The sequence below is a fragment of the Streptomyces sp. NBC_00009 genome, assembly GCF_045040855.1.
Taxonomy (GTDB): Bacteria; Actinomycetota; Actinomycetes; order Streptomycetales; family Streptomycetaceae; genus Streptomyces; species Streptomyces aureus.
This window is the reverse complement of sequence record NZ_CP108312.1, coordinates 3,862,636-3,882,622: the sequence shown is the minus strand read 5'-3', so window position 1 is coordinate 3,882,622 and position 19,987 is coordinate 3,862,636. Positions and strand designations below refer to the sequence as shown.

At 70.3% G+C, this 19,987-nt stretch carries 17 protein-coding genes and 1 pseudogene; 13 read left to right on the top strand and 5 right to left on the bottom strand.

Features of this window, described 5'->3' with window-relative positions:
• Positions 1-32 precede the first annotated feature (32 nt).
• Genes OHA58_RS17495 through OHA58_RS17485 form a run of 3 tightly spaced genes read left to right on the top strand, consistent with a single transcriptional unit; the run spans position 33 to position 2,787 of the window.
• Positions 33-995, top strand: a complete 963-nt coding sequence (locus OHA58_RS17495) for an NTP transferase domain-containing protein (protein WP_405479743.1) — start codon at positions 33-35, stop codon at positions 993-995.
• Complete coding sequence (locus tag OHA58_RS17490; RefSeq protein ID WP_405479742.1) at positions 992-2,605, top strand: molybdopterin molybdotransferase MoeA; 1,614 nt, start codon at positions 992-994, stop codon at positions 2,603-2,605. The genes OHA58_RS17495 and OHA58_RS17490 overlap by 4 nt, the downstream gene beginning before the upstream one ends.
• Positions 2,602-2,787, top strand: a complete 186-nt coding sequence (locus OHA58_RS17485; protein ID WP_405479740.1) for a hypothetical protein — start codon at positions 2,602-2,604, stop codon at positions 2,785-2,787. Before OHA58_RS17490 ends, OHA58_RS17485 begins: the two co-directional genes overlap by 4 nt.
• Here OHA58_RS17485 and OHA58_RS17480 read toward each other — a convergent pair whose 3' ends face one another.
• The gene (locus OHA58_RS17480) at positions 2,788-3,897 is read right to left on the bottom strand and encodes a potassium channel family protein (protein WP_405479739.1); all 1,110 of its coding nucleotides are present in this window, start codon (positions 3,895-3,897) and stop codon (positions 2,788-2,790) included.
• A 219-nt stretch (positions 3,898-4,116) separates the two neighbouring features.
• Here OHA58_RS17480 and OHA58_RS17475 point away from each other — a divergent pair, with 219 nt between their 5' ends.
• The 3 genes from OHA58_RS17475 (at position 4,117) to OHA58_RS17465 (ending at position 7,022) form a co-directional block, all read left to right on the top strand.
• Complete coding sequence (locus OHA58_RS17475) at positions 4,117-4,476, top strand: hypothetical protein (protein WP_405479737.1); 360 nt, start codon at positions 4,117-4,119, stop codon at positions 4,474-4,476.
• Positions 4,477-4,882: 406 nt separating this feature from the next.
• Positions 4,883-6,073 carry an NAD(P)/FAD-dependent oxidoreductase gene (locus OHA58_RS17470; RefSeq protein ID WP_405479735.1) on the top strand — a complete coding sequence of 397 codons (1,191 nt, stop codon included), beginning with the start codon at positions 4,883-4,885 and terminating at the stop codon, positions 6,071-6,073.
• Positions 6,074-6,083: 10 nt separating this feature from the next.
• Entirely contained in the window at positions 6,084-7,022 is a 939-nt protein-coding gene (locus OHA58_RS17465) for a sigma-70 family RNA polymerase sigma factor (protein ID WP_405479734.1), read from the top strand.
• Positions 7,023-7,330: 308 nt separating this feature from the next.
• Here OHA58_RS17465 and OHA58_RS17460 read toward each other — a convergent pair whose 3' ends face one another.
• Positions 7,331-8,746 carry an FG-GAP and VCBS repeat-containing protein gene (locus OHA58_RS17460; protein ID WP_405479732.1) on the bottom strand — a complete coding sequence of 472 codons (1,416 nt, stop codon included), beginning with the start codon at positions 8,744-8,746 and terminating at the stop codon, positions 7,331-7,333.
• Between the two features lie 257 nt (positions 8,747-9,003).
• Between OHA58_RS17460 and OHA58_RS17455 the strand changes: the two genes are divergently transcribed.
• The 6 genes and pseudogenes from OHA58_RS17455 (at position 9,004) to OHA58_RS17430 (ending at position 13,962) form a co-directional block, all read left to right on the top strand.
• Positions 9,004-9,429, top strand: coding sequence for a hypothetical protein (locus tag OHA58_RS17455; protein ID WP_405479731.1), 426 nt, complete (start codon positions 9,004-9,006; stop codon positions 9,427-9,429).
• 182 nt (positions 9,430-9,611) lie between these two features.
• Entirely contained in the window at positions 9,612-9,812 is a 201-nt protein-coding gene (locus OHA58_RS17450; protein ID WP_405479730.1) for a hypothetical protein, read from the top strand.
• A gap of 296 nt (positions 9,813-10,108) precedes the next feature.
• Positions 10,109-10,801: pseudogene (locus tag OHA58_RS17445) on the top strand (potassium channel family protein); the annotation flags it as partial.
• Positions 10,802-10,977: 176 nt separating this feature from the next.
• Positions 10,978-11,958 (top strand): NAD(P)H-quinone oxidoreductase, encoded by a 981-nt coding sequence (locus tag OHA58_RS17440; RefSeq protein ID WP_405479729.1) that lies wholly within the window; start codon positions 10,978-10,980, stop codon positions 11,956-11,958.
• Between the two features lie 132 nt (positions 11,959-12,090).
• Complete coding sequence (locus OHA58_RS17435) at positions 12,091-12,867, top strand: hypothetical protein (RefSeq protein WP_405479728.1); 777 nt, start codon at positions 12,091-12,093, stop codon at positions 12,865-12,867.
• 555 nt (positions 12,868-13,422) lie between these two features.
• Complete coding sequence (locus OHA58_RS17430) at positions 13,423-13,962, top strand: bacterial proteasome activator family protein (protein WP_116512020.1); 540 nt, start codon at positions 13,423-13,425, stop codon at positions 13,960-13,962.
• A gap of 155 nt (positions 13,963-14,117) precedes the next feature.
• Here OHA58_RS17430 and OHA58_RS17425 read toward each other — a convergent pair whose 3' ends face one another.
• The gene (locus tag OHA58_RS17425; RefSeq protein ID WP_405479727.1) at positions 14,118-15,689 is read right to left on the bottom strand and encodes a protein kinase domain-containing protein; all 1,572 of its coding nucleotides are present in this window, start codon (positions 15,687-15,689) and stop codon (positions 14,118-14,120) included.
• Between the two features lie 312 nt (positions 15,690-16,001).
• Here OHA58_RS17425 and OHA58_RS17420 point away from each other — a divergent pair, with 312 nt between their 5' ends.
• On the top strand, positions 16,002-17,645 hold the full coding sequence (locus OHA58_RS17420; protein WP_405479725.1) for a protein kinase domain-containing protein: 1,644 nt from the start codon (positions 16,002-16,004) through the stop codon (positions 17,643-17,645).
• Between the two features lie 68 nt (positions 17,646-17,713).
• Here OHA58_RS17420 and OHA58_RS17415 read toward each other — a convergent pair whose 3' ends face one another.
• Positions 17,714-18,724 carry a phosphotransferase gene (locus OHA58_RS17415; protein WP_405479723.1) on the bottom strand — a complete coding sequence of 337 codons (1,011 nt, stop codon included), beginning with the start codon at positions 18,722-18,724 and terminating at the stop codon, positions 17,714-17,716.
• Between the two features lie 292 nt (positions 18,725-19,016).
• Positions 19,017-19,679: a response regulator gene (locus OHA58_RS17410; protein ID WP_405479722.1), complete on the bottom strand. Its 663-nt coding sequence runs from the start codon at positions 19,677-19,679 to the stop codon at positions 19,017-19,019.
• Between the last annotated feature and the right edge of the window lie 308 nt (positions 19,680-19,987).

Below are 19,987 nucleotides of genomic sequence, written 5' to 3'. Positions count from 1 at the left end.
GCAATGATCCTTCGTGCGCCCATACTCGGGGGATGAACGCTGCTCCCGCGCCGAGCCGCCCCGCCCACGACGCCGTCGTGCTCGCCGGCGGCGCCGCCAGACGGCTCGGCGGCACGGACAAGCCCGCGGTCCGTGTCGGCGGCAGGCCGCTGCTCGACCGGGTGCTTGCCGCCTGCGCCACGGCCGGCACCACGGTCGTCGTCGCCGAACCCAGACCCACCGCGCACCCCGTGCGCTGGACCCGCGAGGACCCGCCGGGCGGCGGGCCGGTGGCTGCGCTCGACGCCGGCCTGCGCGCCACCACGGCCGACCAGGTCCTCGTCCTCTCCGCCGACCTGCCCTTCCTGAGCGAGCAGACCGTACGGTGCCTCCTCGACGCCCTGAACGCGGGAACGGCGGACGGGGTCCTGCTCACCGACGCCGACGGCCGGGACCAGCCGCTCGTCGCGGCCTACCGCAGCGCACCCCTGCGCCACCACCTCGCCGAACTCGCCGCCACTCACGACGACGGCCTCTCCGGGCTGCCTCTGCGGCTGCTCGTCGGCCGGCTCGAACTCACCCGCATCACCGACCCCGTCGCGTCCTTCGACTGCGACACCTGGGACGACATCGCCGCCGCCCGGTCACGTATCAGGGAGCATGGGCACGTGTTGGATGAATGGATCTCCGCAGCCAAGGACGAACTGGGCATCGAGCTCGACGTCGACACCGGCGTCCTGCTCGACCTCGCCCGCGACGCCGCGCACGGTGTGGCCAGGCCGGCCGCGCCCCTGACGACGTTCCTCGTCGGATACGCGGCCGCGACCGCCGGGGGAGGCCGCGAGGCCGTCGCCGAGGCCTGCACGAAGGCCGCCGCGCTCGCTGACCGCTGGGCGAAGGAAGCCGCGGATGAGGAAGCGTCGGCGAGCGGCACGACGGGTGCCGCATCTGACGGTGCCTCCTCTGACGGCGCCTCACGCGGCGGCTCTGCGGGCGCGCGGCCGGACGCGGGATGAGCGGTCAGAGCGCTGAGTCGTTGGCCGCGCAGGCGCGCGCGGCCGAGGACGGCGCCGTCGACGAAGCGCTCGCCCTGGTCAACGAGGCCCGGGCGGCGGACGGCCGCGGCGCAGGCGGCGCGGGGGTTCCCGGCGCGGCGGGCTCCGCTGGCGGACGCTCCGGCAGGGCAGGCTCCGGCACGGGACGCCCTGGCCCGGAACGCGGTGCGGCAGAGCGCTCCCGGCGCACCGAACCCGCCACCCCCACCAGCCACACGGATCACCCGGATCACCCGGATCACACGGATCACCCGGGCCATCCGAATCACCCGGGCCATCCGGACCCCGCGCGCCACAGCGCCCCTTCAGACCACCGAACCGGCTCCCGGCACCAGGCCGCCCCCTGGTCCGCCGCGCGAGCCGTCGCCGCACGGGCCGGGCGCGCGGCCGCCGCACGCCGGGGACGTGCGGCGGAGCGCCGCGTGCCGCTCGACCGGGCGCTCGGCCTGACGCTGGCCGAGCCCCTCGCCGCGCTCTCCGACCTCCCCTCCTTCGACACGTCCGCCATGGACGGCTGGGTCGTCGCCGGGCCGGGCCCCTGGGACGTACGGGCCGAGGGGATCCTCGCCGGGCAGGACCGGCCCGAGCCGCTGTCCGACGGTGAGGCCGTCCAGATCGCCACCGGCGCCCGGGTCCCGCGGGACGCGACCGCCGTCATCCGCAGCGAGCACGGCCGCACCGACGACAAGGGCAGGCTGTTCGCCCTGCGCGACGTCGGCCACGGCCAGGACATCCGCCCCCGGGGCCAGGAGTGCCGCTCCGGCGACCAACTCCTGCCCACCGGAGCCCTGGTGACGCCGGCGGTGCTCGGGCTCGCCGCGGCCGCCGGATACGACGAGCTGCTGACGGTGGCGCGCCCGAGGGCCGAAGTGTTCATCCTGGGCGACGAGTTGCTGACCGAGGGCCTCCCCCGTGAGGGCCTCATCCGTGACGCGCTCGGCCCGATGCTTCCGCCCTGGCTGAGGGCGCTCGGCGCGGAGGTCACCTCCGTACGGCGTCTGGGCGACGATCCGAAGGCGCTGCTCAAGGCCGTACGGGCGTCGGACGCCGACCTCATCGTGACGACCGGCGGCACCGCGTCGGGCCCGGTCGACCATGTGCACCCGACGCTGAGCCGCGTCGACGCCGAGCTGCTTGTCGACGGAGTTGCGGTGCGGCCGGGGCACCCGATGCTGCTCGCCCGCACCAAGGAGGGGCAGCACCTCGTCGGCCTGCCGGGCAACCCTCTCGCGGCCGTTTCCGGGCTCCTCACGCTTGCCGAGCCGCTGCTGCGGATGCTCGCGGGACGGCCGGAGCAGGAGCCGTACACCGTGCCGCTCCAGGGGGCTGTGCACGGGCATCCGCATGACACGCGGCTCGTCCCCGTCGTGGTGCGGGGGGAGGACGCCGTGCCGCTGCGCTACAACGGTCCGGCCATGCTGCGCGGGATCGCGGCCGCCGACGGGCTCGCCGTCGTCGCGCCCGGCGGCGCGAAGGCCGGGCGGGAAGTGGAGATCCTCGACCTGCCGTGGTCGTGGAACCCGGCGGGTGACGACGGAGGCGACGCCTCCGCCGAGAGGTGTTTCACGTGAAACTTCCCGGCCATGACGCAATGGCCCGCCTCGTCACGCCGCTGCGTGTGCTGTTCCTGATCATCCTGGTCGGCACCACCCTCGAAGTGCTCACCGAGCGTACGCCGGATGAGTGGCGACTGAACCGCTGGAGCCAATGGTTTGCCGGATGTACCACACTGGCTCAGAGGTGTATTGCCTGATCAGTAGGTGGGGACCGCCCGGCTGACCGTGATTACGCGGTCCGCGAGCTGGAGAGTCGCGGCCTGCGGGTCGGTGTAGTCCAACACCTTCTTCCCACGCACGACGGCCACCACAAGGTCGGAGCATTCGCGCGGTGACCGGCCCACCTCGTCCTTGGTCACCAGGCGCTCGACGAGATCCAGGCCGCTGCCGTAAGTCATCAGGTCTTCGAGAGTGTCCGCGAGGTGCGGGCTCGCCGTGGACACGCCGAGCAGGCGACCGGCGGAACTGGAACTGGTCACGACAGTGTCCGCGCCGCTCTGCCTGAGCAGTGGCACGTTCTCGTCCTCTCGAACTGCGGCGACGATGGTCGCGCGCTTGTTGAGCTGGCGTGCTGTGAGGGTGACCAGCGTCGCGGTGTCGTCCCGCTGCGGCGCGATGATGATGTGCGCTGCGCGCGGCAACTCGGCCTTGAGGAGCGTCTCAGAGCGGGTGGCGTCTCCGAGGACCGACACCAGCCCGTCACCGTTCGCGACGTCCAACACCTTCCGTTGTGGATCGACGACCACGATCTCGTCTTTGGTGATGCCCTGACCAAGAAGCGTTTGGATGGCGTGCCGCCCCTTGGTGCCGTAGCCGACAACGACCACGTGGTTCCGCATGCGAGAGCGCCAACGGTGGACGCGCACCTGTTGGCGTGTGCGCTCGGTGAGCACTTCGAGAGTCGTCCCGACCAGGATGATCAGGAAGAGCACGCGCAGAGGTGTGATGACAAGGATGTTGATGAGCCGGGCGCCGTCGCTGACAGGCGTGATGTCCCCGTATCCAGTCGTCGAGAGGGTGACGGTCGCGTAGTAGGCCGCGTCCAGGAAGTCGACCTTGCCATCGGAGTTGTCGTTGTAGCCGGAGCGGTCGAAGTAGACGATCAGTGTGGTCACGGCCAGAACCAACAAGGCCATGGCCAGCCGTCGTAGAACCTGCTGGAGGGGCGGCACCGACCCTTGCGCCGGCATGGTGATGGACCGTCCGGCCTCCACGTCGTCCAACGCTTCGGTGCGGGAGCGGTACCAGAGGGACCGGTAGATCGAGAACCGCTCCGTCTTGGACGGTGGTTGCTTCTCGTCTCTCATCCTTTGCCCCCTACGGCGGCGGTCTTCCAGGCAGTCAGCACGGTGACCATGTTCCCGGACGAAGCCACACCGGTGTTGAAGCCACAGAATCCGGCACGTCGCTGAGTGAGCTGCGTCGCGCTATGTGGATCTAAAGGGCAAGGCGATGGCTGCCACTGCCAGGGAAGGGTGAGTAGCTGTACTCAAGCCTGGCAGGGCCCATCGCTGAACAATGAGTTCATGCATCCGTGGGTCGTTGATGCCTTCGTGGCGGGCTGGATCACAACGCTCGATGTGCTGCTACTTGTCGGGTACTCGATCTATGAGGGCATCAGGCAGTGGCCGTCCGAAGAGCATGCTCGTGCTCTGACAACGCGCCTGTGCCTGGTCCTGACGATCGGAGCTGCTGGTTTCGCCGTGGTCGGCTTCGTGTTCTACCGGGTGGAACTGGTGGTGGCAGCCGTATCTCAACTGGTGCTGGCCGCGGTGATTCTCGTTCTTCTGCTGATGGGGTTCGGCACCGAGTGCGCTCGCTGGGTCGCCCGACGCTCCCATCGTCATCGTCTTGTGCGTGAACGGCACCGGATGCGAGGTCGCTGAGCCTTCCGCTGGGCGATCACTCAATCTGGAACGGTGCGGCCGAGGTGCGGGTACCGGAAGCTTCTGGCCAGGCGTGATCAAACTCGATGACGCGAACCTGCACTCGTCAAGATTCGGCGACACGCGCTCAACCTTCGAGGGCATGGGACAAGCTTCGAGGGCATGGGACAAGCCGTTCCAGGTGTGACGCCGACCGATAGTTGGCCATCTCGATCCGTAGTTGGCCATCGCCCCGTTCGACTGCCCAAGACAGGCCCAAGCATCTGTCTCAGGCTCAGCCGCTCGTCTTGATTCCTCAGGCTCAGCCGCTCGTCTCAATTCAGTGACCCGCGTCACGCCCGGCTCCTGTCAGCAATCGGGGCGCCGTCTCGTTCAAGGGGCACGCGAACGAGACAGGAGCAACGCCATGAAGCACCGCATCGTCGTACTCGGCGCTGGATACGCCGGGGCCTTCGCCGCCGGAAACCTGGCCCGTCGGCTTTCCCCCGCCGACACCGAGATAACCGTCGTCAACGCCGTGCCCGACTTCGTTGAGCGGATGCGGCTCCACCAGCTCGCGATCGGCCAGGACCTCGCGTTCCGCAAGCTCGCCGACGTATTCGCGGGCACCGGGGTGCGGCTGCGCCTGGCGCGCGTCACCGGCGTCGACCCCGAGCGCAGGACCGTCGCCGTGACCGGCGAGGACGGCGACGGCGAGCTCGCGTACGACACGCTTCTCTACGCGCTCGGCAGTTCCGTAGCCCACCATGGCGTCCCCGGCGTGGCCGAGTACGCCTTCGATGTGACCGGCCGGTCCTCGGCGCTGCGTCTGCGCGAGCGCCTGGCCGGCCTGGGCGAGGGCGGCACCGTGCTGGTCGTCGGTGAGGGGCTGACCGGCATCGAGACCGCCACCGAGTTCGCCGAGTCCCGGCCCGGCCTCTCGGTCCAGCTCGCCGCCCGCGGCGAGCTGGGCGCCTGGCTCTCCCCGAAGGCCCGCCGTCACCTGCGCCAGGCCTTCGACCGGCTCGGCATCACCGTCCACGAGCACACCGGCATCGAAGCCGTCGAGCCGGCACGGGCGATCGCCGCCGACGGTACGTCCATCCCGGCCGACGTGACCGTGTGGTCGGCCGGGTTCGCCGTGCACCCCATCGCGGCCGCCAGCGGCCTGGAGGTCGCCGAGACCGGCCAGATCGTCGTCGACCGCACCATGCGCTCGGTCTCGCACCCGGACGTCTACGCCGCCGGTGACTGCGCCTACGCGATCGGCGAGAACGGCCGGCCGCTGCCGATGTCCTGCGCCTCGGCCGGCTTCACCAACATGCAGGCGACCGCCGCGATCATCGCGCGCCTGACGGGCGGCGAGGTCCCGACCGTCGGACTGAAGTACTACGGCAACCACATCAGCCTCGGGCGGCGGGACGCGATCTTCCAGATGGTGGACGGGGACGTCCGGTCGAAGTCCTGGTACCTGGGCGGCAAGGCCGCCGCGCGGCTCAAGTCGGGCGTGCTCAAGGGGGCCGGGTGGGGCATCGCCCACCCGACCTTCGGCATGCCGAAGCGCAAGCGCCGCCTGGCCACCGCGGCTGACCGGGACGGTATGGGGGTCGCCGCATAGGCTGCTCCGCATGGACACCGCAGCCATCGATCGGTTCGAGGCCGGCCGGGGTCGGCTGGCCTCGCTCGCGTACCGTCTGCTCGGCTCGGCGGCCGACGCCGAGGACGCCGTGCAGGACGCGTTCCTGCGCTGGCAGGCCGCGGACCGCGAACGTATCGAGCTGCCGGAGGCGTGGCTGACCAAGGTCGTCACCAATCTCTGCCTCGACAGGCTCCGCTCGGCGCAGGCGCGCCACGAGCGAGCGGCCGGTGCCTGGCTGCCCGAACCACTCCTCGAGGGCGACCCGATGCTCGGCCCGGCCGACACCTTCGAGCAGCGCGAATCGGTGTCCTTGGCCGTACTGACCCTCATGGAGCGCCTCTCGCCGATCGAGCGGGCCGCTTACGTCCTGCGCGAGGCCTTCTCGTACAGCCACGCCGAGATCGCCGGGATCCTGGACATCACCGAGTCCGCGAGCCAGCAGCATGTCCACCGGGCCCGACGCCGGGTCGCCGCCGAGCGCCGCCGCGGCGACGAGGTGGACCCCGCGTCCGCGCGCCGGATCGTCGAGGAGTTCCTCGCCGCCGCCACGTCGGGCAACACCGAACGGCTGGTGGCGATGCTCACCGCCGACGCGACCGCGGTCTCGGACGGCGCCGGACTGGCCAGGCGGCTGCTGCGGTACAAGACGCGCGAGCGCATCGCCTCCTACGTGCGGGCCGGCTTCAAGCCCACGCCGGCGAAGCGGCGGCTGGCCGGTGGCTCGCCCGCGATGCATATCGCGCTGGTCAACGGCTCCCCGGCCGTCCTCGCCGTGGTCGACGACCGGGTCGTGGGTGCCGTGGTGTTCGAAGTCAGCGACGGCAAGGTCGCGTCCCTGCGCGGCATCGCCGCCGCGGACCGGCTCGCGCGACTCAACGAGGCCTGGCGGCAGCACGAACCCGACGCGCCGGTCATCAACGCATGGTGACCAGAGCCACCGGAATCCAGTGACCTGATTCGGAGCGAGGACGACACCCCTTCGGCCCCCGCGCTGCACACCAGCACCGGGCCGAAGCGCGTCGGTCTCCCGAATCAGACTCGGCCATGCAGTTCGGGTCCCCGATGGCCAACTATCGGTCGACACAGTGGCCGACTACGAATCGTCACGGAGGGCTGACCAGGGCGGATCCGAGCGCCCCTGGCCACCTGTAGCTCGAAGTCACTGTCCTGTGCCATCGAGGGTTGATCGTGTGTCACCGAAGACTGAGCAGCGCGAAGGTAATGGAGCCCGCAGCGTCAGTCCCGCACGTTCAGCCCCACCTTCGCGGCTTTGGTGAGCTTCGGGTCCCCGGAGGGGAATTCTGCTTCTCCTCCAAGGAAGAGCAGGAGGCCGCCCGGCGTCTCGGCCACCACGTCCGCATGCCTGTCGCCGTTGATGTCCAGCGGGGGCAGGGTGGCGCTGATCGATTCCCAGCCGTAGGTCCTCGCGTCGAAGGCGGTGGCCCGGGTCGGGTCGGGGCCGGAGCCGTCGGTTGCGCCGGGCAGCAGCGTGAAGCGACCCGCCTTGTCCTCGCCGGGGGTGTTGACCACCAAGTCCGGATGCCCGTCGCCGTTCACGTCGCCGGTGCCGGAGACGGCACCGAACTGGTCGTTGCCCTGCGAATCGCCGGGGATGCCCGGGGTCTCCTGGTTGTACACCGTGTTGCGGCGGGCCGTGCCAGGACCGCCCTCGGCGCCGTAGACGATGGTGAGCTGTCCCGTGTCGAGGCCGACGGCTGGGGACGAAATACCTCCTCCTCCGACGAGGAGGTCGGTGATGCCGTCGCCGTCCACGTCGCCGGCCAGCGGCGTCAGGACTCCGTCCTCGAGGCTGTTGTCCAGGCCCTTGGGCGGGGCGGCCGGGACAGGCCCGTCAGGGCTGCCGCGGAAGTAGGCGGCTGCCGGGATCGGGTCTGAGCTCGGCTCCTCGTCGTCCGAATACGGCGGGCTGCCGGTGAAGAGCAGGTCGTCGAAGCCGTCGCCGTCGAAGTCACCGGCGGTGGACCCGCCTCCAGCGGCCTCCCAGTCCTGCCCCACCAGCCGGGCCGGGGCACCATCCCGGTCGAACGGGCCGTATGCAATCCGCCCTGGTATCCGGGAGGGGTCCTTCTCCTGCGCCCCCTTGCCGCGGTCGATCAGGTCGAGGGCCCCATCGCCGTTGACATCGGCCACGGCCATCGCGAGGAACTGGCGCTCGGCGGCCACGGTCACCGGCTTGCCGAGGCCGTTCATACCGCCGAACATGACCACCGCCTGGTAGGCGGCGCCCGGCTCGGCCTTCCGGCCCGGTCGCGTGGGTTCACGGGTGGCAACCAGGTCCGTGAATCCGTCGCCGTCGAGGTCGCCCCGGAGCAGCGGGCCGCTGTAGACGTCGCTGTAACGCGTGGCGCGGGCCGCGTCCAGTCCGCGCTTCGAGCCCGGGACGACGACTACGTGCCAGGCCCATGACCCGCCGGAGGCACGGTTTGCGGCGACGGTGACGAAATCGTCGTAGCCGTCCTTGTCGAAGTCGCCGATGCCGGGCTCGCTGCGACCGTCGCGATCCCGCGGGGCCGGGCGGCTCGCCCCCGTATCTCCCGCCGTCCCGTCCCGGCTCCCGCCATTGCCTGCGCAACCCGTGAGCAGTAGGGCTGTGCAGCCCAGCAGGGCGAGTGCGAACCGGGGTGCAACCACGTGGGCTCCTGACGCAGGGACGCTGTCGGAGGAGTCTGACCTGCCACTCGTCACAGTGGAGCCACGATCAAGATTGCAGAACAGTAAAGACGAGGTCAGCGCCCGGACGGCAGCAGCATCTACCCGCCGGTGGAGGTGGGTGCCAACAGTCGCCGCATGATGCCCCTGCCTGCGATCCGTGCCTCCCGGACAACCTGGTCGTCAGATCCCGCCGAGTGCGGCAGGATCAGCCGGATCGATGCCGCAGGGAGAGACCGGTGATCACCGCCACTCAGGGAGTGAAGCTCACATCGCAGTGCGAGAGCTGTGGTGGCGAGCTGGTCCGTGACGTCGGTCAGTTCATCGACCGTGGTCGGTTGTGGTGGGGCGTTGAAGGGCGGTGCCAAGCCTGCCCGAACGCATGGTGCGAGATGGACACAGGCCCAGCTCCCGAAGACATCAGGCAGGCCCTGCTGACCAAACACGGGCCCGCTCGGCTTCACCTTGCGGACAAAGAAGCAAGCCTCGTTCCCGTGCTGCTGGCCCTGCGAGAGATGCAGCACCTCTCGCTGGGCGAAGCGCGGCTGATGGCGGCCGACCTCATGGAAGTCGGCCTGGTCGGCACGTCCGTGGAAATGGTCTACCTGGCTGAGGGGCTACGCAACCGGTCCGTCACCGTGACCATCACCTCGTCGCCCACCTGACCCTTGCTGAACCTGACCGGGACGGGTTGACAAGCGGCATCAGGAATCGATGGCACAAACCTGATGGTCATCAACCTTCGATGGCGATGATCAAGGTTCGATGCCACGGGACAGTCACGCCAGGACGTCTTACGGCGTGTCTCGACGTGCGCGGTAAATCGAACACATGCTCTACTGGGCTCATGGTGCACAACGAGCATTCCCCCGACATCGTGCAGGCCCAGCGCGACTGGAACCGCACCTACAGCGCCCTCGCGCAGGCTCCCGCGGGCAGTAATACGCGGTTGAGGCGGCGCCTGATCGATCTGTCCCGCCGTCTCGTACAAGACGTCCCTCGGGAGCGGCTCGCCGACCTGCGTCAGCAGGCCGGGAAGGAGTCCTGACCGCGCCGGCGGTCTTGGGACGCCACCGTGCGGCAGCGGTCCGTGCTCGCGCGACTCGACGAACGACCGGTTGTCCTTCTCCTGCTCGTCGCGGCTTCTGATGTCCCGCCCGGTCATGGGCCGGAACGCGGGCTTGGCCTCGGTGTTGCCGGTAGCGTCGCTTCCAGTGGTAGCGGGACCCTCGTCGACCTCGAAGGACAGCCGGACCAGGCCGGCCCGGTTGTGGGCTTGAGATCTCCCCAACGAGCGTGCTGCACACGGTCGTTGTCCATGAACTTAGGTTACTTACGTCAAAGCGCTGGAGGTCCAACTTGCGTGACCACACCGTGGTCGTCGGACTCGGCACGAAGGGCCGGTCGGCGATCCAGACCGTCTGCGCGACAGGGCTGAAGGCGGATCAGGTGGTGGTCGTCGACCCCAGCAGCAAGGTCATCGAGGCGGCCACGGCGCTCGGGTTCGCCGGAGTCGTCGGCGATGCCACGCGCAGTGATGTGCTGCTGCGGGCCGAGGTGCAGAGGGCGCGGCAGATCATCGTCGCGACCCAGCGCGACGACACCGCGGTCCTGGTCACCCTCACCGCCCGCCAGCTCAACCGCGCGGCGAAGATCGTGGCGGCCGTCCGTGAGGAGGAGAACGCCCCCCTGCTGCGGCAGTCGGGCGCCGACGCCGTCATCACCAGCGCCAGCGCGGCGGGCCGGCTGCTGGGACTCTCCGTGCTCAGCCCGAGCGCGGGCATGGTCATGGAGGACCTCATCCAGCAGGGCAGCGGCCTCGACCTCGTCGAACGGCCGGTCATAAAGGCCGAGGTGGGGTTGAAGGTCCGGGAGACCGAGGACCTGATCGTGAGCGTGGTGCGCGGGCACCGGGTGCTGGGTTACGACGACCGGGCCATCGGCACGCTCCAGTTGACGGACCGCCTGATCACGATCGTCCGGGCCACCCCCGGCACCCAGTCCGTCCCGGACACGCGACGGCTGCCGCAGGACTGACAGTTGTGGCACCACAGGACTGACAGTTGGGGCGTGCCCGGACAGTGAGTTGGGGGCGTGCCTGGACGGTGAGTTGGGGGCGTGCCCGGACGGTGAGTTGGGGCGCGTCGCGAACTGGCAGTCGGGGCACGTGCCGTCCCGCCGCCCGGATCACCGCGAGGAGTAGCCTCGCCGGCATGTATGCGATCACGATTCCGGAACCCGGTGGACCTGAGGCGCTCGTCTGGGCGGAGGTTCCCGATCCCGTACCCGGTGACGGCGAAGTGCTGGTCGAGGTGGCGGCCGGGGCCGTCAACCGCGCCGATCTGCTCCAGCGCCAGGGCCTCTACAACCCGCCGCCCGGCGCGACCGCCATCCCCGGCCTCGAGTGCGCGGGACGCATCGTCGCCCTCGGCGCCGGAGTGTCCGGCTGGTCCGTCGGCGACGAGGTGTGCGCGCTGCTCTCCGGCGGCGGTTACGCCGAGAAGGTCGCCGTCCCGGCCGGCCAGCTCCTGCCCGTACCCGAGAACACCGACCTCGTCACGGCGGCCGCGCTGCCCGAGGTGACCGCGACCGTCTGGTCGAACGTCTTCATGATCGCCCACCTGCGCCCCGGCGAGACCTTCCTCGTCCACGGCGGCTCCAGCGGCATCGGCACGATGGCCATCCAGCTGGCCAAGGCGATCGGCGCCAGGGTGGCGGTGACGGCGGGCAGCAAGGAGAAGCTCGACTACTGCGCCGAGCTCGGCGCCGACATCCTGATCAACTACCGCGAGCAGGACTTCGTGGAGGAGATCAAGCGGGCCACGGACGGCGCGGGCGCCGACGTCATCCTCGACAACATGGGCGCCAAGTACCTGGACCGCAACATCCAGGCGCTGGCCACCAACGGCCGCCTCGCGATCATCGGCATGCAGGGCGGCATCCAGGGCGAGCTGAACATCGCCATGCTCCTCAACAAGCGCGGCGCCATCACCGCGACCTCGCTGCGCGCGCGCCCGCTGGCCGAGAAGGCAGCGATCGTCGCGGCGGTACGGGAGCACATCTGGCCGCTGATCGACTCGGGCCGAGTCCGGCCGGTCGTCGACCGGAAGCTGCCGATGAGCGACGCGGCGCAGGCGCACCGCGTCCTGGAGGAGAGCGGGCACATCGGGAAGGTGCTGCTCACCGTGGAGTAGGCCGAGCGGCGGGGCGGCGGCGTGGCCGGCGTGAGCGGAGGGGCACCAAGGTGCCGGAATTGTTGCGTCATGTGACGCTGATTCCGGGATTCCTCTGATCTTGGTGACTCGATTCCGGGAGGGGCGCGCGGAATGACTCCACGCCTCCGTACCACCGGCCGCCCGCTGCTGCCGCCGCCGCCGCCGTCGCTGCTGCCGCCGCCGCTGTGGCCACTGCTGTTCTTGGCCCTTCTCCTAGGGCCGGCCACCACCGGCACCTACGCGTACGCCGCCGAACCCTCGCCCACGCGCGCCCCCGCCTCTGCCGACGACGAGCCACAGGCCGGCAGCCACCCCGGCGAGGGGCGTACGCCGCCGGGGCGGGCCGAGTCGAAGCCGTCGGGCCACGACCGCCCCAAAGAGCCCCCGCCCAAGCACCCGCCGCGCCACGAGCCCTCCACGGCCGCACCGTCCGCGCCCGACACGGGGAAGCCCTCGGCCAGCGCCTCCCCCAGAAGGCCCAACGCGTCCGACGCCCGTCCGAAGGCCTCCTCCGCGGACCCCTCCCGCAAGGACCACTCCGCCCGAGAGAGCCACTCCGCCTCGGCGCCCGCGGCCGCGGACGCGCCGAAGCGGTCCCACGCTCCCTCGGCGGACCCGTCCCGCACCCGCTCGGCCCACGCCGCGATACCCGTGTTCCCGGAAGAGCCGCAGGCCTGGGAGGAAGACCCCGACGAGCAGCAGGTCCAGCCGTCGGTCCGGCCGTCGGTCCGGCCCACCGGCGTCCCCGAGGACAACGCCGACCGCACCCCGCGGCAGACCGTTGCCGAACCCGTGATCCCCGGCGTGGGCGTCCTGCCGCTGGGCTCCGGCCTCGTCCTGGTCGGCCTCGGCGTCGGATTCCTGGCCCTGCGCCTGCGCCGCACATGAATCGCTGCCCGCCCATGGCATACGTGCCGCCCATGAGATCCGCCCCGAACCCGAAATCTCCGCTGCCCATGACATACGCGCCGCCCATGAGATACGTGCCGCCCATGACATACGCGCCGCCCACGAAATCCGCCCCGAACCCGAAATCGCTGCCGCCCATGACATACGCGCCGCCCACGAAATCCGCCCCGAACCCGAAATCGCTGCCGCCCATGACATACGCGCCGCCCACGAAATCCGCCCCGAACCCGAAATCGCTGCCGCCCATGACATACGCGCCGCCCATGAAATACGCCGCCACGGCACACGCCCCAAAGACATACGCCCCCACGGCACACGCCTCCCGCTGCTTCCAAGCCCGAGGCCGTCCTTCACGACCGGCCCGTGGCCCGCGTTCGTCGCCCCGCCCGCCCCGCAAACCGCCGCCGCCCTCGCTCAGGCCCGTACGCGTCGGGAACGCCGTCGCTCACGGTGGGAGCACGCCCGAACACGGTGGATCACCCTCGTAAGGGGGCAGTACCCAGGTGTGATGGTGCGGTACGAGAGAATGGCGGCATGGAGATGCCGAGGAACGAAAGGTCGCCGGAGAGCCCCCAGGTCCTGGTCGTGGGCCAGGACGGAATGGCGCTCGGTGGCGGTGGAGACGACGACTCCCGCGAGGTCCCGGTGACGGAGATGGTGGAACAGCCCGCCAAGGTGATGCGCATCGGCAGCATGATCAAGCAGCTGCTCGAGGAGGTGCGGGCGGCTCCTCTGGACGAGGCGAGCCGGGTGCGGCTCAAGGAGATCCATGCCAGCTCGGTGAAGGAGCTCGAGGACGGTCTCGCGCCGGAGCTCGTCGAGGAGCTGGAGCGCCTCTCCTTGCCGTTCACCGACGAGGTGATCCCGAGCGACGCCGAACTGCGGATCGCGCAGGCCCAGTTGGTGGGCTGGCTCGAGGGACTCTTCCACGGGATCCAGACGACACTGTTCGCGCAGCAGATGGCCGCGCGGGCCCAGTTGGAGCAGATGCGCCGCGCGCTGCCGCCCGGCGTGGGCGGCGAGGACGGCGACGACCCGCGGGTGGCCGGCCGCTCCGGAGGCCCGTACCTGTAGGGGTGCCGGGCGCCCCCTACCTGGAACGCCCAGCCCGGTACCTGCAGCGACCCGAATCGAACCCATAACGCGAAGGCGCCCGGCCGGTCACAGTGACCGGCCGGGCGCCTTCACGTTCGCCTGACAAGAAAATTCGCCTGACAGGAAAAACCGGGTCAGGGGGTGTCCTGACCGCCGTTGCCCGTGCCACCCAGGGGGTCCTCAGTGGGCGTTTCCACGGGCGGGGACTCCTCGCCGCCACCGCTCGGCGACTCCTCGGGGACCGACTGGCTCTTGGTCGGCGTCGGGTTCGACGGCTCGTCGCTCGGCTCGGGCGCGCTGTCGGACGGCGTGACGTCACCCGTGCTGGGCTCCTCCGACGGCGAGTAGTCGGACTCCCCGCCGGTCCCGGCGCCCGGGTCCGTCGTGTCTTCCTCGGTGGCCGTGTCGCCGGAGCTCTGGCTGGGCTCCTTCTCCTTCTGGGAGTGCGACTGCGTGGGCGACTGGGTGGTGTCGGTGCCGCCCTTGTGATCGCCGCCGCTGGTCATCGCCCAGGCCGCGCCGCCCGCGATGGCGATCACGGCGAGGACCGCGAGGATCCACATCTTGCCGCGGCCGCTGCCGCCGCCTGAGCGGTGCCCGCCGTCGAATCCGCCGTCGTCGCTGCCCGGGGGCCGCAGCATCGGCTGGGCCGCCGTACCGCCGTCGGTCGGGTGCGGAAGCGCCGTCGTGCCCGCGACGCCCATGGCCGGGGTGTTGCCGCCGCTGTGCATGTCGGCGGCGACCGGACCGGTGTTCCAGGTATTGGTGTGGCCGCCCTGGTCGTACAGCATCTGCAGCCCGTACTGGACGAGGCCGCGCATCTCCTCGGCGGTCTGGAACCGGTCGTCCGGGTCCTTGGCCAGCGAGCGCATGACGAGCCCGTCGAGCTCCGGCGGCGCCACGTCCGAGACCTCGGAGGGCGGCACCGGGGTGTCCTGGACGTGCTGGTAGACGACAGACAGCGGGGTCTCGCCGGTGAACGGGGGCCGCAGCGCGAGGAGCTCGTAGAGCAGGCAGCCGGTCGCGTACAGGTCGGAGCGGTGGTCGACGGCCTTGCCGAGGGCCTGCTCGGGCGACAGGTACTGGGGCGTTCCCATGACCATGCCGGTCTGCGTCATGGTCGACTGCGCGCCGTGCAGGGCGCGCGCGATGCCGAAGTCCATCACCTTCACCGCACCGGTGTTGGTGATGATCACGTTCGCCGGCTTGATGTCGCGGTGCACGATGCCGTGCTGGTGCGAATAGGCGAGGGCCTCCAGGACACCGGAGACGATGATCAGGGCCTGCTCGGGTCCGGGCGCCTCGGCGTTCAGGAGGAGGTCGCGGATCGTGCGGCCCTCGACGATCTCCATCACGATGTAGGGGACGACCGAGCGGCCGACGGTGTCCTCGCCGGAGTCGTACACGGCGACGACCGCGTGGTGGTTGAGGCCCGCGACCGACTGGGCCTCGCGCGTGAAGCGGGCCTTGGAGACCGGGTCCTCGGCGAGGTCGGAGCGCAGGAGCTTGACCGCGACGGTGCGTCCGAGCCGGACGTCCTCCGCGGCGAAAACCTCTGCCATGCCGCCCCGGCCGAGTCTGTGGGTCAGCCGGTACCGGCCGTCGCCGACCAGCCCGCCGTTCCCCCACAACTCCGGCGCATCTGACATACCGCCGCCAGCCGCCTCGGGGTCGGACGGGCCCTGAGCGCGCTGCGTCTGTGCCATCAGTCCTCGCCGTCGTTTCTGTCCGCGTCCGTGTCCGCACTGTCGGATGTACGCGCGGTGGTCGTTACGGTCTCCGTCGGGCCACGCTACAGGCTTCGCCCGGCGCCCCGTTCCGAGATGGACCGGCCATCAAACCTTCTGCGGGCAATGCGATGCAAATCGTCTGGGCGGTTCCTGTAACGCTTCCGCGACGCTTCTTGCCCGTACGGTCACGGAACGGGCACCGAGCTTGACGTGTCGGTGCCACGGGGCAGACTTGGCCGGGAATAGTGCTAATCGATCACCGGCCGCGCCGATGGGGGACGTAGAAACATGAGCCAGGACGGCGCACAAGGCCGGTACGCAGGGCGTGCCGTCGCCGGCGGTCGCTACCAGCTGCGTGATCTGCTCGGCGAGGGCGGCATGGCCTCGGTCCACCTCGCGTACGACGCGGTGCTCGACCGCCAGGTGGCGATCAAGACGCTGCACACCGAGCTCGGGCGTGAGCAGGCGTTCCGTGAGCGCTTCCGCCGTGAGGCCCAGTCCGTGGCGAAGCTCACGCACACGAACATCGTCTCGGTCTTCGACACCGGCGAGGACGACCTCGACGGGATGACCACTCCGTACATCGTCATGGAGTACGTCGAGGGCCAGCCCCTCGGCTCCGTGCTCGACGCGGATGTCGCGCACTACGGCGCGATGCCGACCGACAAGGCCCTGAAGATCACGGCCGATGTGCTCGCGGCGCTCGAGATCAGCCACGAGATGGGTCTGGTCCACCGCGACATCAAGCCGGGCAACGTCATGATGACGAAGCGGAACGTCGTCAAGGTCATGGACTTCGGCATCGCCCGCGCCATGCAGTCCGGTGTCACGTCGATGACGCAGACCGGCATGGTCGTCGGCACCCCTCAGTACCTCTCGCCCGAGCAGGCCCTGGGCCGTGGCGTGGACGCCCGCTCCGACCTGTACTCGGTCGGCATCATGCTGTTCCAACTGGTCACCGGGCGGCTGCCGTTCGAGGCGGACTCGCCGCTGGCCATAGCGTATGCGCACGTCCAGGAGGAGCCGGTGGCTCCTTCGTCGATCAACCGGTCGGTGCCCCCGGCCGTGGACGCGCTGGTCGCCCGCGCGTTGAAGAAGAACCCGAACGAGCGCTTCCCGAGCGCCGAGGCGATGCGCGACGAGTGCCTGCGGGTCGCCCAGTCGCTGCAGGCCGCGGCGCCCAGCATCGTGCCGGGCGCGCAGACGTCCAGCGGCGCGGGTGTCGGTTCCGCGGTGTTCCCGCCGGTCGACCAGTCGACGCCGGTGCCGACCGGCCCGGTGCAGACGCCGTACCAGCCTGGCCCCTACGGGACGCCGGCGCCGGCCACGCCGGGCTACGGATATCCGCAGCAGGGCTACCAGACCCCGCCGCCCACCTCTCCGTACGCGCCTCAGCAGCAGTATCAGCAGCAACAGCACCAGCAGACACCCCCGCCGTACACCATCTCGCCGCAGACGACGCCGAGTTCGTCCGTCTCGGGCGGCGGCGGTGGCAAGCGGAACACCGGGGTGATCGTCGGTTCGATCGTCGTCGCGCTGATCGCGGTCGGCGGTCTGATCACGGCCCTGACGATGAACGGCAACGACGAGAAGGGCGGCGGCGACGCGAAGAAGTCGCCCTCGGCCGTCGCCGGTCACAAGGGTCCCGATCTGACGAAGACGATGGAAGAGGACGAGTGCAAGGAGCCTGAGACGGGTTACAACGACCCCGACAAGGTCCAGCTCCCGGACTTCACGTACAAGAACATCAAGTCGGTCAAGGCCTGTCTGCAGGCCGCCGGCTGGAAGTTCGACATCAGGGACGTCGACGAGAACACCTTCGGCGAGGGCACGGTCATCGTGCAGTACCCCAAGGCGGGCACCGAGATCGACCCGAAGAACCCCGAGTCGATCCAGCTCCAGGTCTCCACGGGTGACCCGGCGACGGGCTGACCCGGCCGATCCGGCAGACCAGGCCGACCCGACCGATCCGGCCGACCCGGCTCACTGACGGCGGCCGGTCACTCGGCGAACGCGTCGCGCACCGCCCCGTACTCCTTCGTCCACCACACGGCGAGCGCCGACGCCGCGGGGAACTGGGGGTCGGCGCGGTGGTCGCCGCGTTCGTAGCGCCAGCGCAGTATCCAGAAGTCGTTGAGCCGCTCCCACCACACGCGGTGGACGGCGGCCGCGAGTTCGTCCGCCCCGGCGCCCGAGGCGCGGCGGTACGCGCGCGCGTAGGCCCGCACCTTCGGCAGGTCGAGGGTGCCGGCGGGACGCACGAAGAAGATCACGGCGGCGCGCACGGCCTCCTCGGCGCGCGGCTGCACCCCGAGCCGGTCCCAGTCGACGATCGCGGCCGGTACGCCCCCTTGGTAGAGCAGGTTGAACGGGTGGAAGTCCCCGTGCACCCAGCCGGTCGCCGAGGCCTGCGGTGGCCGGCGCCCCGCGCAGGACTCCAGGAGCTCGCGGCGCTCCACGAGCCGGTGCCGCGCCAGCTCGTCGAACGCGTCGTGCGGCCGATGGCGGCGCACCCGCGCCAGCAGCGTGTCGATGAGCTCAAGCGTGTCCGCGGGATCGGCACTGGCCCGCCCGCGCGCGGGCGCGGCCCCCATGACCTGCTCCAGACACGCGTGTACGAGTCCCAGGAGCGCCCCGAGCGTGCGGCACTGGGCCGCCGTGAGCTGGGCGCCGCTGCGGTGGCGACCCTCGACCCAGGGGTGCAGGGCGTAGCTGGCGCCGCCGATGACGGTGACGGTGCGGCCGTCGGCGGCGGGCAGGGGCGGGGCGACGGGGACGCCGAGTGCGGCCAGTCGTTCGGTGGCGCGGTGCTGGCGGGCGATGGCGGCCGGGTCGGCGGTCTCGGGGTCGAAGTGGTGCTTGAGGAAGTAGCGGCCGCGCGTGGTGGCGAGCCGGTAGCCGCGGTTGAGCAGGCCCTGGTCGACGGGTTCGCAGACCAGCGGTGAGCCGGCGTCGTACTGCCGCAGCAGGGCGTGGAGCGGTGGGGCGGAGTGAGCAGATGAGCGCGGCACGCGCCAGATGTTAGGGCACCCTGGGTAGCCGGTGGCTACAGAACGTGGTGAAAGGCCCGCTTCGGATGACGGGCGCCGCCCGTCAGTTCGTGCACGGTTCGTGCACGGTGACGAACCGGGGCTCGATCAGGTCGCCACCCGGCCGTGGTCCACGCTGTCGATCAGCTCGACGGCGCGCTTTTCCCGGGCTCGGTCTTCCTGGAATTCGGAGGGCATGTTTCCACGGTGCGCCTCCGGAAGCGCCCCGTAAAAGAGGCACCGGCCCCCTGTGAAAGGGGCGTGGGTCCCGAATTCAGCGGCGCTTCTCGGCCTGCAGTCGTGCCACATACGCGGCGGCCTGCGAGCGGCGTTTCATGCCCAGTTTCGACAGGAGGCTGGACACGTAATTCTTGATCGTTTTCTCGGCGAGATGCAGGCGCTCCCCGATGACCCGGTTGGTCAGTCCCTCGCCGATCAGGTCGAGGATCCTGCGCTCCTGGTCGGTCAGGTTCGCGAGCCGGTCGTCCTCCTTGCCGCGGCCGCCGTCGCGGAGCCTTTCGAGGACGCGGGCGGTGGCGACGGGGTCGAGCAGGGACTTCCCGGCGGCGACGTCACGGACCGCGTTCAGGAGTTCGTTCCCCCTGATGGCCTTCAGTACGTAGCCGGAGGCGCCCGCCATGATCGCGTCGAAGAGTGCCTCGTCGTCGGCGAACGAGGTCAGCATCAGGCACTTGATCGACTCGTCCTGGGAGCGGATCTCGCGGCACACCTCGACGCCGCTGCCGTCCGGGAGCCGCACGTCCAGGACGGCGACATCGGGGCGCGTGGCGGGGATGCGGACGATGGCGTCGGCGGCCGTGCCGGCCTCTCCGACGACTTCGATGTCCTCCTCCACGGAGAGCATCTCGTGCACTCCGCGGCGTACGACTTCGTGGTCATCGAGTAGAAATACGCGAATTTTTCCGTCTTGGGACACGCGGGCAGTCTCACATACTGGCTCTTCCCGTGCCCGAGGTGACCGGGATAACGTGCCCGTGTTCCGGCCGCCTGCCAGGCTTGTGACCGGTGCTCCGAACGGTGCTTTGACCGCGTCTGACCAGCGAGTGTTCCGCAGTTGCTCGATTTACTTGGATATCCAAGCAAAATCGCAGGTCAGATGGGGTTTCGCAGATATGTGGGGCACTGGGTAACGTGCATGGTGCAGGGCGCTCGCCGGGACACCTGTCACGCCTTTACCCGGCCGAGTCGCACCCACCCCGTGCGCAGGACGGATCAGGCGAGCCT